This is a genomic window from Hafnia psychrotolerans (assembly GCF_014639435.1).
In the GTDB taxonomy this organism is placed as follows: Bacteria; Pseudomonadota; Gammaproteobacteria; order Enterobacterales; family Enterobacteriaceae; genus Ewingella; species Ewingella psychrotolerans.
The window spans coordinates 105,446-120,623 of sequence record NZ_BMFZ01000009.1; the positions used below are offsets into that span (position 1 = coordinate 105,446).

The window sequence follows — 15,178 nt, forward strand, 5'->3', positions numbered from 1 at the left end:
AATTGCCGAATCATGAAGATGCTCCCTGCGTTCTAACGTTAACTTTCCCTTCATGAGGGCTGGTTCTCACTTTAGGTGGTGATACCAGCATCTCTTCCTTACTTCCATCACGCATGATTTGACCGTTCTCAATGAACAAAATACGCTCTACAAGTTGCATAACTGCAGGACGATGTGTGGCGATGATGAGCGTACGATTGCCCATCCAGACCTTTAATTTCTCAATCAGGTGCTTCTCGACGCCATCATCCAGCCATGCAGTGGGCTCATCCAGCAACAGTACACTCGGCTGGCGCAATATGGCGCGAGCCAACAGCAATTGCTGTCTCTGGCCTCCGGATAGTCCTTTCCCTCCCTCCTGCAACTGATAGTCCATGCCTTCAGGAAGCTGTTGAATAAAGTTAATGGCTCCGCTGATATCAAGCGCCTGGAACATTTCTTCCTCTGTTGCCAGTGGCATCCCTAATCGCAAATTCTCACGCACAGTGCCAAAAAACAGAGCAGAAGTTTGCCCCAGAAGCCCCACATCACGACGCACGTCGAGCGGATCGATTGAAGAAAGACGGACCCCATCAAGTAATAGTACCCCTTCATTAGGTTGCAGTAAGCCAGCCAACATTTGTAACAGGGTAGATTTCCCAGAACCATTTCGGCCAAGGATTGCTATCTTCTCGCCCTGTTTAATCGTCAGTTGCTTCACTGCCAGCACCGGTTTCGGTGAGTTAGGATCATAACGGTAGCTGACTCCCGAAATATTATATTCGCCATAAATTCTTGGGCGATGAATCTGAACACTGCGCTCGGGTTGATCAACCTCGCTGCGCAACAAGTTTTCCAGTCCTTCCCTTGCCACTTTAGCCTGCTGCCAACGGCCAAAAATCATCGCCATCTGGCCCAGCGGAGCCATCATCCTTGAAGCCAACATTGAACAACCAATCAGCACGCCAGTTGATAAATCGCCGTTCATGGCGAAAAATGCGCCCACCAGAACCACCCCGATATAGGCGACCGTCTGCACTTCACTGGTCCAACTCATCAGTAGCCCGCTAATGAAACGCTGCTTTTTCGATGATTTGCTGATGGCTTCATTCAGATGATTCCACTGATTCTGAAAGTAAGGTTCAGCACGCAGCAATTTAATGTCATCCATGCCCTGCACCGTCTCAACCAACACGGCATTGCGCAACGCAGACTCACGCATAGTGTCTCTGGACAATACCGCTAAAGAACGTTGTGCCAACAGGCCAGGAATGATAATCAGCGGGATTGCAACCAGTGGCACCAGTACCAGCCACCCGCCCAGTAACCAGAGAATGAACAGGAAAATGATCAGGAATGGCAAATCGGCAATGGCCGAAATGGTCGTTGAGGTGATCAGTTCCCGAATCTGCTCCAGCTCACGGATCTGAGCAATAAACGAGCCGGTAGACTTTGGTCTGACATCATTGCGAATACGCAACGCATGTCCAAAAACCCTATCGGAAATGCGCAGATCGGCACGTTTACCGGCCATATCTGAAATATGAGTCCGTGTAACACGCATGACAAAAACAAATGTCAGAGCAATCATCACTCCACCAAACAACACCCAGAGTGAAGGGATAGATTGCGAGGGGATCACGCGGTCATAAACCTGCATAGTAAACAGCATGGCTGACAGACCAAGCACGTTGGCGATCAGCGATGCAAACATCACGTTCACATAGGATGGCCACTCTTTTATTATGGTTTTCCACAGCCAGTCTTCCTGATGCGGTTTAATATAGTCATCAACACGGGCGTCGGGTACCGACGTCTCAGGTTTAACTAACAGTACACGACGAGCATGCTCAGAAAGCGCTTCCACGGTCATCAACGTTTGCAACTGTTTTTCACCACTGAGTATCACGCTGACTTTATTTTCCTCTCCCAAAGTGATAACCACACCAATACCGCGTTCGCCAAAATCGACGACCAGTGGAAGACGCCAGGGATCCAACATCGCGGGATGGAATTCATCAAAAATGACTAATAGCCCCAACTGACGAGCCATATTTTCAATGAGCACATCCTGTGAAAGCTGCTCAACATGCCACTCAGCCTCCCCTCTTACGCGCTCAGGAGAGCCATCAAGGCGATAATGTTTTGCGACAAGTAATAATGCTTCAAGCCAAGGTTCCCAGTTTTTTTTTGTTTGTGGGGGAACGAACGCTTGATCCTTTTTATCTGTACTTTCCATAGTTATAACCTTTTACTCAATTTGAATAGCGTTACGGTGTAATGCGTAATCCCTGGACAACTTGGTTATTAAAATCAAATGTATCTCTGGCCATGCCGGCTAACACAATATAATTCAATGCCGATGCCCATAAATCGCGACGCGCATTTATAAGGTCTTGCTCTGCACGACTAATTTCCTGCTCAGCATTTAATAAATCAAGCGCATTCCTGTTACCAAGAGATAAGTATTGCTCACGATATAAAACGCGAGTTTCCGTAATGCTTTTCATCCTCTTCGTCAATAAAGAAATATTACCGTTCAGACCATTTACACTCTGAAAATAGTTTCTTTGCTGAACGGTTAATTCTAATTTCTTACTGGCAATAGTTGCCCTGGCTGCTTCCAATGCTCTTGCACTGGCACTTTCTTGCGCCATCAGTGCTCCGCCCTGATAAAGGGTACTGTTCAGTGACAAATAAACATTCTGGTACTGACTGCGAGTCTGATAATTAGCAATGTCACCAACATATTTATTAGTATTCGCTTCAAGAGAAAGCGTTGGATAACGCTGTGCTTTATAGCTTCGTAACTCAGCCTGAGCGATAGCAAGATCAGCCTGAGCAACCAAAATGGTCGGATTTCTGTTTAAGTCGATACGCTTACTCTGCCGTTCAATTAAGGGCTGTAGATCCATCAGCGCCGACAAATGTCTTTCCGCAACGGGTTGTCCAAGCAGCAACTGCAGATGATCTTTATTCTGCTGCAGTTTGATCTCCATTTCCTGCTGCAGTGCTTCGGCAGCCTCAATACGTGCCAGGGCCTGAACAGGATCTACACGGGTACTGGCACCCGCATCGGCACGCATCTGCGTCAATTTTAAAATATCACGAAGGGATTTGATATTTTTTTTGTTATTATCAATAAGTTGTGAGTAACGATAAACTTCGTTAAGTGCCAATGCCGTCTGCTGAATAATGGTGTCGATTTGCAAGAGCACGGTAGCTTGTTGACGCATATATTTTGCACTGGACTGATCAACCGCGCTCCCGGTTTTACCAAAGTCATACAGCATCTGCGAAAGACCGACCGTGGCAATTTGTCCGCTTCCTTCATCTTGCTGACGACCTGACGTAATGCCCGCCTTGATGGTAGGAAGATAGCCAGCGCTGGCAGCGTCAATACCGAATCCGGCCGACTCAAGCGTGGCAATACTGCTGCTAATGGATGGATGATAACTGACTGCAAGGTGAATAGCCGCCTGCCAGTCGGCAGGAAAGGTTTTTCCCTGACTGACCGGGTCTTGCTCTGCAGGCTGCATTTCAATTTCCGCGGGTTTAATCCGGAGTTTATCTGCCAGTGCGGATCCACCGGCTGGAAAACTTCCTGGCTCAGGCGTTTTAGAAAAAACACCCCAAAAACCACCAGGCGCTTCACTTATATCTGTTTGCGGCGAAGTGAGCGTGTTTTTTTCAGCTGCACAAGCGTAAGGAATGCTGATTACACAGCATAAGGTAATAAATAGTTGCTTCATAATTAATTAAGACATCCTGATGTCGATATTAGTTAAATTAAATACCTACAACAATGGCAAATAACAGGCCAGCACCAGAGTGCCAGCCTGTTATTACTTCTGCATTATTGTTTATTAGCCAATAGTGACATCATCCTCAACATATAACTGAACCACGGAACTATCTGTAGTAGTACTGGTGTAATGGTTATAGGTAACACCATTGACCAATAATGATCCCGAATCGTCCCATGTGCCATTCAGCGTCACAGTATCACCGTCAGCTCCTCTGACATATAACGTATTATTGTCATCAGTGACTTTCAGCAAACTTTCTGAGCTAATTACCAGGTTGTCATTTTGACTATCATTCAACAGGTCAATCTTCTCGATATTATCGACCTTTGAAGAGATATCACTGAGTTTCAGCGTACCAGTACCGTGCCAGGCCAGCGTATCGTTACTGTCGGCACCGTTAATGGAGATAAAATCAGTATCGTAAACCTGGAAAACATCTCCGCCACTGGTACCGCTAAAGGTGATTGCTCCGCCTTCGCTACCATCAATATTCATACCCAGATTGAAACTCAGTGACTCACTGCTGCCGTCAGAGAGGGTGTAGGTAAATGTATCGATGTTGCCGCTGTGTTCTGAGGCTTCATTCACCAGATAGCTATAGTGGCCGTTACCATCGATTAACAGTGTGCCGTAAGCGCCTTTAAAGCTCACCTCCCCCCCAGTGATGTCAACCACCTCACCATTCTGGCTGACCGAAACTACCGACAGATCCGGTGCTTCATCTGAAGGCAGTGAACCGGTGATGCTTTCTGCGACTTCATTGAAGGTTAACCCGTCTTGCACATAGAGCTTAACTGCCTTGCCGTCCAGAGCATTACCGGTATAAAGCGTGTAGGCGATGTTATTCAGTATTTCCACACCGCTAACTTCCCACACTCCCTGTAATGAAAGGGAATCTTCACTGCCGCCACGTACGTAAAGCACATTGTTGTCATCAGTAACTTTCTCAATATCGTCGGCAGACAACGTCAACACCGCGGCAGCACCGTTATCTTTAAGATCAATAACTTCGATATTGTGAACCTTGTCAGCGATGGCGCTAAGTTGCAGGTCACCTTTTCCACTCCAGACCAGCGTATCATGCCCGGATTTACCATCAACCGACGCGAAACTGGTGTCATGGATAGAGAAGCTGTCATCACCAATGGTACCCACAAAGATCAGCGCGCCCCCTTCGGATCCGTCAACCGACACCCCCAGAGTCATAATCAGATTTTTGGTAGTACCATCAGCCAGAACGTAAGTAAACGAATCTTCGCTTCCGGACAGCTTAATCACCGAATCGCTGTTAAGCGTATAGGTATAACTGCCATCTGTGTGGATGGTCAGAGTACCGTAAGTCCCTTCGATAGTGGTACCCGCCGCGGCAACCAACGTGTAACTCGCCGTGCCTGTAACAATACCTGCCGCAATTGATTTCACCAGAGTACTGCCATCGCTGGTCGTATCACTGGTAAAGACTGAACTCGTGATACTTGAGCTGGTACTTACTTTGTAATCGGTAGTACTGACAATATCTGCCGAAACTTTCACTGTCAGCTCATCGTACCTGGTAGCCCATAACGCACCGGAGTAACCGGATTGGATATTCTCAACCACAACACGATACGTCCCCGCCTGCTGGCCTGGCAAAGTCACATCCAGTGAAGAGGCTTCGCGAGTAAAGGACTGTAAGCCACTGGTGACGGTATCCCAGGAATAGGTCTGCGAGTTGTAAACCTGGAGTGACCAGTTCACCGACACGTTGTTGTTCGCATTCATCAACACTGTCGTATAGGCATTGACGTGAATGGTCTGCAGGTCGGTGATATTGTTCACGGTAAAGCTCTCGCTGGTAAAGCTGCCGCTTGCCCCTTTGATTGTCGTGGTCTGATCAATGTGCTCACTGACCAACTGTACCTGCCCCGTAACCCCTGACGCATTGGTTTCAGAAGCGGTTTCAGTGCTACTGGATTTAATGTCACTATCGACATACAACTCCACCGAGTTTCCGCTTGCTGTTGTGCTGGCGTAGTGAATATAGTCAACGTTATTAACGACTTCACTACCGACAAGCTGCCAGCTTCCACTCAGCGTCAGGGTATCGGTGGTTGATCCTTTAACGAACAGAGTATTGTTGCCATCCGTGATATCCGCGACGTTTTGCGCAGAGATCAGCAGATTATCCACACCCGTATCGTTCAACAGGTCAATTTCCTCAATATTGCTGATTTTACTGGCAATATCACTGACTGTCAGTGTACCGGTGCCGTTCCAGACCAACGTATCAAACCCTTCACCACCGTCAATGCTGGAGAAATTAGTGTTACTGACGTTGAACGTATCGTCATTAACCGTACCCACGACCTCTGTGGTAGAGGTTACGTCATACTTCGTGCCCGTAGTGCTGTCAGAATAGTCGGTCGCGGAAAGCAGTAAACCACTTTGTACATAGATATTCACGGCGCTGCCATCAACTGCGGTCCCGGTGTAGTGTGTAAACACCACGCTATCCACAACGACAGTGCCGCCATTGATCCAGGTGCCTTCCATCGTCACGGTATCGCCAGTTTCTCCCTTGATATACAGCGAGTTGCCTTCATTAGTGACATCAGCCACACTTTGCGCAGTCAGGACAAGATTGTCTTTTCCACCATCAGATGCGAGTGCAATCGACTCAATATTACTGACCTTATCCGCAATGCTACTCAGTACTAACTCATCATTACCATGCCAAGAGAGCGTATCACTGCCCTCTTTGCCATCAACCGAGGCAAAATCGGTGTCATAGATTGCGAAAACATCATTAGCGGCCGTACCGTCAAAGACCAATGCGCCACCGTTGCTACCATCGACTTCAACACCCAGATTGATCGTCACTGTTGCCATCACAACCTCACCATTAGCACCTTGCAATGCGTAGGTGAAGATATCTTCAGAACCGGTCGGTAGTGACGTAGTGCTTGGGGTGTAGGTGTAAGCACCGTTGCTATAAATCACTAGCGTACCGTACGCGCCGATAATTGTGATGCCGCTTTCGGTAACATGGGTGTAGGTGTTGTCAACTGTTTTATCATCCGCACTGTCCCCCGCTTTGACGTACATTTTGGTGTAGATCGAACTCAGCTTATCGACGCTTCCGTCAGTCCCTTCGTCCGTAAGTACGTTACCGGTCGCGATTTCATTGGCAGTAATCACGTAATCGGTGGTGCTGACAATATCGACATTCATGTCGAATTTCAGGACATTGGTTGCCCCGTTGGTCGAAATCACCACACGATAGGTGCCAGCTTCTGAGACCAGAGTCGACATATCTACTGTCAGAACAGTTTCGTCATTATGGTTTCCAGCAAGAACAACCGCAGCATAGGTATTTACCGTTGACCACGTCCCATCACTGTTCAGCATTTGTAGCGTATAAGTGATGTTGGTGTTCTTGGAGAAGATGTTGCCAAACGGACCCCACTCTGTCGAGAGCGTCAGTGAACCCGTGACCAGGTCGTCATTCCCTGTCAGAGTAAACGCGGAGGTATAGTTCTCCGTGTTCCCTGCCGTCAGCTTAACGTCGCTGTTGCTGGCACTTGATGAGTCATACGTCACCGTCACGCTGGCATTCGCTTCGTTATTGGATGCAATATCTGTAACGGCTTCCGCACTCGGATTTGTGGCATCCCAGCTCAGCATCAATCCATCATTAGTGCTGCCAATTTGCACATACAGTTGTGCGGAAGAGGTTTCTCCGGTGGCGGAATCAGTGAGGGTATAAGTGAAGGTATCCACTTTACCGATACTGTTCATCAACGTCACAGGCACGTACTCATAGCTGCCATCAGCGCTAATAGTCAGAGTTCCATACTGTCCGACTAAGGTTGCTTTTGTTGTGGTGGTGTCAAACGTGGCCGTTGAAACACTACCGTCACTATTCGTGATGTTAATCGACGTAACCGAGGTATAGGGACTATGCGGAATACCATCAGAACCGTAGACACTGTCCGTATCTGTTATTACGTTACCCGTCGCCGTGGTGTAATTGGTTGGCGTACCCTGTTCGGCGAGCGTGTAAACCGTTTTGGTCGCGTCCAGGCTAAAGCTAACGCCAAGGTTGAGCCCTGAGCTGGTATAAACCAGCTGATAGGTTCCCGCTGTTAATCCTGTAAGTTCGATGGACGAGGAAGAAGCTCCCAGGCCAAACATACCAAACAGATTTCCAGACTCCTCCGCTCTCACATTGACCCACTCACCGGTTGAGGAGTCGTACTTCTGCAGAACAAGGGTCGAGTTATTGGCTACGTTGACAAATGCGGAAGATTTCGCGACCACGTCTAAACTAATGAAGGTGCCATCCGCCACCACAATAGGATCACTAGTAATGGTGTTGTTTAAGGCAATTAAGCCACTATCACTTAACAGTACCCCTAGATTTTCTTTAATATCAATTGGATAATCAAATCCAACTGTTGCATCTGAGCTGATATTATCTACCGCCGTCAGGACGATAGCCGCTAGGTTGAAATTCAGAGAAGCAGACGGATCACTGCTATTACCCACTGCATCCGTCACCGTAAAGGTGATCTCATGGCTACCGTCATACAATCCGGCTTTATCGGTATAGGTCCAGGAACCATCTGCAGCAACGATGGTTTTGCCAACAACTTCACCTTTATCGTAAATAGTCACCGTCGTGCCGGCTTCTAAATCGCTGCCGCTGAATGTCAGTTTGCTATCATTCAGGGTATCCGCAGCACTAACGATCTTACCGGCTTCATCCGTGATGATCACAGTGCTGATATCAACACCTTTCGGAGCTACGGAATCAACCGTATAGCTAATTGCTTTAGACTCGCCACTGCTGTTACCCGCAGCATCCGTTGCTTCAAAGGTGAACCTATGCTCACCCTCTGCTAAAGGTTTATCCGGTGTGAATGACCAGCTACCGTCCTCATTTACCGTTGCACTCCCCATTACCACACCATCATCGCTGACGGTTACTGTCGTTCCGGCCTCAAGGCCTTCTGCTGTAAACGTTGGCGTTGTGTCGGAAATCATGCCACCAACGGCAAGGGTGTCACCGATATCATTCGTTAAGGTGATATCGGCAGTATCAATGAGTTCCGGAGCAACGGTATCAACAATAAGCGTGACGGTATCGCTGCCCGTATTGCCATCAGGATCGGTTATTGCCACAGTAAGACTGTGTTTACCGTCGGCCAGAGGTGTCTCTGGTGTAAACGTCCAGCGGCCGTCCGGGTCTACGGTCGCTTCCCCCATCACCACGCCGCCGTCGCTGATCACCACGGTCGAGCCCGGGGTCATATTGTTACCGTTGAAGGTTGGCGTACTTTCCGAAATAGTACTTCCATTATTGATGATATTACCGGCCTGATCGGTCATCACTGGAGATAAGCCAGAATCATTGACAAGATCGCTACCTCCCGCTGCTGCTGAGGAAGAGGATGTGTTGGAGCGGTGGTGCTGTGAACTAGCCGCAGTGGCTACGCCAATCAGTGCAGCCGCAGCTGCAAAGGCACCACCCAGGGCAAGCATATTGTCTGCAGTAAGTGACTCGACCTGAGTACTTGTCAGATCGTAAAGCCCATTCTCAATATTATACTCGTAGGTGTACATGACCCCATCAGGACCAGAGGCAACGATAGCAAGAGGTTCGCTTGTGGAATAGTTTTCAAGAACAATAATATAATGTTCACCCGTCACCTCATCGACTAACTCAAGATTCAGAGTATCGTTAACTTTAGTGGCTACGATCTTTTTAGGTGGTAGGCCTTTATTACTGTGAACTTCAAAGGATACCGCCTGTTGCGGTGCCTTCAGTGAGATAGATTGATTGGCATTCAAGGAATGTTTAGAAATAACATTCCCCTTAAAGTCCTTGATTATTAATTGAAAATTCATTTTTCACCAATGTATTATAAAGTAGTTTATCTTTAAAAAGGAGTGATTCCTTTCCCATATTACTTGCTATCCATTATTTCTAAATCAATCAGCATTATCCTCTTTAGAAAACGCCACGGCATCTTTAATACAAAGGCGTCATATAAACTTTGGATTTAAATAAAATAGTAGTAGCCAAGCAAAAATCAATCAGCTATAGATTAGATTTTCATCGAAATGAAAGTAATAAGGTTTTATCATATCGCCATTAAGATAAATCCCTTTCCCTTTAATGGTTTGCTGGAAACTGACAAAATCATGAGGCACATTCAGTGACAATAAGCGAAACTGTAATGATTGTATGACCTGCCATAAGCGTTGATTTGACGAACTAAGGCCATGTACGTCCCAAACGTGATATAGAACATCACTTGTCAGAACGGTCTGGTTATTTGCATTTTGCAATAAGAATAAAAGTAACCGATTCATGGTGTCACGTAACATGTGCTCTTTTATAAACCCACGTTTTCTTTTATCGATATTGACTAACCTACGATGGATGAAATCGAACTGTACATGGTGACCGATATAATACCCAACAATGACGTTTTCCATATAATCCTCCATGAATCAGAAAACCCATAAATGCTCCGCCTGCCAACTTTACCGGAGAAATGCTACGACTGGCAACTTTACCGATTAATTAAGAAAAATAGTAGCAGCAAGATAATTCTTAAAACCATGAAATTTTTAGTCATATTTTTCCAAGATATTGGAAGAAAAAACCAATAAATCATTTATACACATTTCCTTTAACATCGCAGCAACAATAAATGCCAGTTACCATAAGGTTCACTCACAAAGAATCACTCAATATTTTGCTTTTTATTTTCGTGATTTTTAGATTTTTATATGGGTTACGGTTAGTCTTTAGGAAAAGATAAACTGTCAACGACTAAAACATCATCCAAACCACAACCACTATGGAATACGTTAAGTATATCTAATAACTCACTAATATTTATTAACATCAAGCAGGAACAGAGTGGTTAAAGCGCCGTTAGATACTTATCCAGTAAATAATTTAACGTCACGTTGATTTATCGATGCCACTATTAGACATTACACAAACCAAACAATTTTAAAACAAACTCTAAACAAACGATTCTTACAAGTTACTACTAGTGTAAAAAAATAATTTCATTGCACCAAATCAAAAAATAGATTATTAAATCTATATCTGAATCTCATAACACTCCATTTTTTTGCTCCATTCTTGTCGCCTGGAAAAGGTTACCCAAGTGGTAAATAGTCACCACATCATGAAAGATACAGGTTCACTTTTAATGTCCTTCTATTTGGAATGGCGATGTATATACATAAGTTAAATATATGATTGGTGTGAAATAATGCACAGTTAATGTAAACAGCTAGTTGTATGATTCTTAATTTTGCGGTGTTCTCCTAGCATATAGCTTACTCATAAATTTCATTCTAGCTACAGTGCCGCTGTATGACCTCATACACCAAAGCAATGCTGATGTTTTTTCGCCTCTATTTTGCCACCAAACCAGCCCCCTAAGCTGACGCGTCTAGCCAAGACTAAAACGCTACTCTTTCTTAACAGTAAATTGAATCATCACAATGGCGTCATCATCTGGGTGAATGCCCGTTATTTTAACTCACCGTGATCGTCGCTTACATACGCTGAGACTGTCTATAAAGAACACGACAAGCAGAAAATATTCCACGACAAAACGCGGCCGCGTACTCAGACTTTAGGCGAGAGGTGAGAAGCAGGCATGTCTATGCTTAATCAATATTGACTACATTGCGATTTTATCGATACCCAACCATGCGAAGTGCAGCAGGAGAGCATCATTAAACGGTTAGCATGAGCGTAAGGTGATGAATATTAAGTTATATTTCTTAAAAACATATAATATATCAATTTCTTACTTCACTGGAAAAACCGATCGCGTATGCTTTTGTTATCCTCACTATTTTCAACGTGTTAAAAGTTTCAAGAAAGCGAAACGTTTCACACCACGAACTTCCCTACAGTCAAAGGCCTACAGTCAAAGGACGGGTTATGAGCAAGATCTACGAAGACAATTCATTAACAATCGGCCACACGCCGCTGGTTCGCCTGAACCGTATTGGCAATGGTCGTATTCTGGCTAAGGTCGAATCCCGTAACCCGAGCTTCAGCGTTAAATGCCGTATCGGTGCCAATATGATTTGGGAAGCTGAGAAAAGCGGCATTCTGACTAAAGACATAGAATTGGTTGAACCAACCAGCGGTAACACCGGTATTGCTTTAGCCTATGTAGCGGCAGCACGAGGATACAAATTAACCCTGACCATGCCTGAAACCATGAGCGTTGAACGCCGTAAACTGCTCAAAGCCCTCGGTGCCAATCTGGTGCTGACCGAAGGCGCCAAAGGCATGAAAGGCGCAATTGCCAAAGCCGAAGAAATTCAGGCCAGCGATCCGCAGCGTTATCTTATCCTTCAGCAGTTCAGTAATCCGGCAAACCCAGCTATCCACGAGAGAACCACCGGCCCAGAGATCTGGGAAGATACCGATGGCGAAGTGGATGTGTTCGTTGCAGGCGTTGGAACAGGCGGCACTCTCACAGGTGTTGGCCGTTATCTAAAAAGCAAAAAAAACAGCATCACGCTAGTGGCCGTTGAACCTACTGATTCTCCAGTCATTACCCAAGCGTTAAACGGCGAAGAATTGAAACCGGGTCCACACAAAATCCAGGGCATCGGTGCGGGCTTCATTCCAGGTAATCTGGATCTCACGTTGATTGATCGCGTTTCCCTTATCACCAATGATGAATCTATCAGCATGGCGCGACGTCTGATGGAAGAAGAAGGGATTCTGGCTGGGATTTCCTCAGGTGCTGCGGTGGCCGCGGCCGTGAAACTTTCCGAAGAAGCGGAGTTTGCCAATAAAAATATCGTTGTTATCCTGCCTTCATCGGCAGAACGCTATCTGAGTACGGCATTGTTTGCAGATTTGTTTACTGAAAAAGAATTGCAACAATAATGATACATATCTCAAAATAGTATTGATTTGGTCAAAAAAGCACCCAATAGGGTGCTTTTTTGTGGGCTACGTCAAACTTTACACCACTCTATGATTGATTTTACCCACCAGGTTTAGTATTTAACCGTTCAATTATTTCGATGCGCGAAATTAATCGCATCAATGCTGCCTTCCAATGAATCGATTTACCGATTTGTTACATGGGGGGAAAAGACGGCATAATGGGGAGATAACAGAAATGCTTAGATCTAGGGCAAAGAGTTTTATCGCTGAGTGCGCTATTTTCTCTTTTCTGTTGCATCCGAACCTGCCCCTGAACCATAGTCAGGCGCTAATATCTACAGGCTAAAGTGGCGTCACTACGCTAAACTTTAGCTCCACAACATTACTTTAATAAGTTGGGGAAACAACAATGTTCCAGCAAGAAGTTACTATCACTGCACCAAATGGTCTGCACACGCGCCCTGCGGCTCAATTCGTGAAAGAAGCTAAAGGTTTTACTTCTGACATCACTGTGGCATCAAACGGTAAAAGCGCCAGTGCAAAAAGTCTTTTCAAACTGCAAACTCTGGGTCTGACCCAAGGCACAGTGGTAACCCTCTCTGCAGAAGGTGAAGACGAGCAGAAAGCCGTTGAACACTTGGTAAAACTGATGGCAGAGCTAGAGTAATTAGCCCGATCTTTATCGTTTAAACCAGTCAAGAGAAAGGTAGGGTTATGATTTCAGGCATTTTAGTATCTCCCGGTATCGCTTTCGGCAAAGCGCTTCTGTTGAAAGAAGATGAGATTGTCATCAACCGGAAAAAAATATCTTCTGAAGAAGTTGATCAGGAAGTAAAACGTTTCCTGTCAGGCCGTGCTAAAGCTTCTGCACAGTTAGAGACGATCAAAACCAAAGCAGGCGAAACCTTCGGTGAAGAGAAAGAAGCCATCTTCGAAGGCCACATCATGTTGTTGGAAGATGAAGAGCTTGAGCAGGAAATCATAGCCCTAATCAAAGACGACCACGCTTCTGCCGATGCGGCGGCCTATTCTGTCATTGAAGGGCAAGCGAAGGCATTGGAAGAGCTGGATGATGAATATCTGAAAGAACGTGCGGCTGACGTACGTGACATCGGTAAACGTCTTATGCGCAATATCCTGAATCTGGCGATTATCGATCTGAGCTCCATTCAGGATGAAGTTATTCTGGTTGCAACCGATTTGACCCCATCAGAGACTGCGCAGCTAAACCTGAACAAGGTACTGGGCTTTATCACTGATTTGGGCGGCCGGACTTCTCACACTTCCATCATGGCGCGCTCCCTGGAATTACCGGCAATTGTTGGCACCAGCGATGTGACGAAACAGGTGAAAAACGGCGACTATCTGATCCTTGATGCCGTTAACAATAAAATCTATGTTAATCCGACAGCTGATATTATTGACGAGCTGAAAGCCGTTCAGAATCAATACATTACTGAGAAAGACGATCTAGCCAAGCTGAAAGACTTACCAGCTATTACGCTGGATGGTCATCAGGTTGAAGTCTGTGCCAACATCGGTACCGTGCGTGACGTTGCCGGTGCAGAGCGCAATGGGGCTGAAGGCGTCGGCCTGTATCGCACAGAATTCCTGTTCATGGATCGCGATAGCCTGCCTACCGAAGAAGAGCAATTCCAGGCTTATAAAGCAGTGGCTGAAGCCATGGGTTCACAGGCGGTTATCGTCCGCACCATGGACATTGGCGGTGATAAAGACCTGCCTTACATGAACCTGCCAAAAGAAGAGAACCCATTCCTGGGCTGGCGCGCAATCCGCATCTGTCTGGATCGTAAAGAAATTCTTCACGACCAGTTGAAGGGTATTCTGCGTGCTTCTGCTTTCGGTAAACTGCGCATCATGTTCCCGATGATCATTTCGGTTGAAGAAGTGCGTGAACTGAAAGCTGAACTCGAAATGCTGAAAGCGCAACTTCGTGAAAAAGGTCAGGCATTCGATGAAACCATCGAAGTCGGCGTAATGGTTGAGACTCCGGCAGCAGCCGTTATTGCCCACCATCTGGCAAAAGAAGTCGATTTCTTCAGTATTGGTACTAACGATCTTACACAGTATACTTTGGCAGTGGATCGCGGTAACGAGCTGATATCTCATCTCTACAACCCTATGTCGCCTTCTGTACTGGCTTTAATTAAGCAAGTCATTGACGCATCTCATGCTGCAGGAAAATGGACAGGGATGTGTGGTGAGCTAGCTGGTGACGAACGTGCTACACTTCTTCTATTGGGCATGGGTTTAGATGAGTTCAGCATGAGTTCTATCTCTATCCCACGCATCAAGAAAATTATTCGTAATACAAACTTCGAAGATGTGAAAGCGCTGGCAGATGAAGCTCTGGCTCAAGCTACGGCGCAAGAGTTGATGAACCTGGTTAACAAGTTCATTGAAGAAAAAACACTCTGCTAATTGCGCGATGCTGTAAAGC

Annotated in this window: 7 protein-coding genes; 3 read left to right on the forward strand and 4 right to left on the reverse strand. The window is 46.0% G+C overall.

The window, feature by feature from the left end; genetic code table 11:
- Positions 1–10 precede the first annotated feature (10 nt).
- The 4 genes from IEV89_RS16275 to IEV89_RS16290 all read right to left on the reverse strand — a co-directional run bounded on the left by IEV89_RS16275 (position 11) and on the right by IEV89_RS16290 (position 10,271).
- Positions 11–2,218 (reverse strand): type I secretion system permease/ATPase, encoded by a 2,208-nt coding sequence (locus IEV89_RS16275; RefSeq protein WP_188474572.1) that lies wholly within the window; start codon positions 2,216–2,218, stop codon positions 11–13.
- A gap of 31 nt (positions 2,219–2,249) precedes the next feature.
- Entirely contained in the window at positions 2,250–3,731 is a 1,482-nt protein-coding gene (locus IEV89_RS16280; RefSeq protein WP_188474573.1) for a TolC family protein, read from the reverse strand.
- A gap of 114 nt (positions 3,732–3,845) precedes the next feature.
- Positions 3,846–9,620 (reverse strand): BapA/Bap/LapF family large adhesin, encoded by a 5,775-nt coding sequence (locus IEV89_RS16285; RefSeq protein WP_229746500.1) that lies wholly within the window; start codon positions 9,618–9,620, stop codon positions 3,846–3,848.
- A 246-nt stretch (positions 9,621–9,866) separates the two neighbouring features.
- Positions 9,867–10,271 (reverse strand): winged helix-turn-helix domain-containing protein, encoded by a 405-nt coding sequence (locus IEV89_RS16290; protein WP_188474575.1) that lies wholly within the window; start codon positions 10,269–10,271, stop codon positions 9,867–9,869.
- 1,477 nt (positions 10,272–11,748) lie between these two features.
- On the opposite strand from IEV89_RS16290, the gene cysK reads away from it, so the two are divergent.
- The 3 genes from cysK to ptsI all read left to right on the forward strand — a co-directional run bounded on the left by cysK (position 11,749) and on the right by ptsI (position 15,159).
- Positions 11,749–12,714: a cysteine synthase A gene (cysK, locus tag IEV89_RS16295; protein ID WP_188474576.1), complete on the forward strand. Its 966-nt coding sequence runs from the start codon at positions 11,749–11,751 to the stop codon at positions 12,712–12,714.
- Positions 12,715–13,126: 412 nt separating this feature from the next.
- A complete protein-coding gene (gene ptsH / locus IEV89_RS16300; RefSeq protein WP_188474577.1) occupies positions 13,127–13,384 on the forward strand; it encodes a phosphocarrier protein Hpr in 258 nt (85 codons plus the stop codon).
- A gap of 47 nt (positions 13,385–13,431) precedes the next feature.
- The gene (gene ptsI, locus IEV89_RS16305) at positions 13,432–15,159 is read left to right on the forward strand and encodes a phosphoenolpyruvate-protein phosphotransferase PtsI (RefSeq protein ID WP_188474578.1); all 1,728 of its coding nucleotides are present in this window, start codon (positions 13,432–13,434) and stop codon (positions 15,157–15,159) included.
- The last annotated feature ends 19 nt before the right edge of the window (positions 15,160–15,178 follow it).

Bases quoted from the DNA above. Each gene is read 5' to 3' on its own strand.
- IEV89_RS16275 (WP_188474572.1), bottom strand. From the start codon at position 2,218: ATGGAAAGTACAGATAAAAAGGATCAAGCGTTCGTTCCCCCACAAACA.
- IEV89_RS16280 (WP_188474573.1), bottom strand. From the start codon at position 3,731: ATGAAGCAACTATTTATTACCTTATGCTGTGTAATCAGCATTCCTTAC.
- IEV89_RS16290 (WP_188474575.1), bottom strand. From the start codon at position 10,271: ATGGAAAACGTCATTGTTGGGTATTATATCGGTCACCATGTACAGTTC.
- cysK (WP_188474576.1), top strand. From the start codon at position 11,749: ATGAGCAAGATCTACGAAGACAATTCATTAACAATCGGCCACACGCCG.
- ptsH (WP_188474577.1), top strand. From the start codon at position 13,127: ATGTTCCAGCAAGAAGTTACTATCACTGCACCAAATGGTCTGCACACG.
- ptsI (WP_188474578.1), top strand. From the start codon at position 13,432: ATGATTTCAGGCATTTTAGTATCTCCCGGTATCGCTTTCGGCAAAGCG.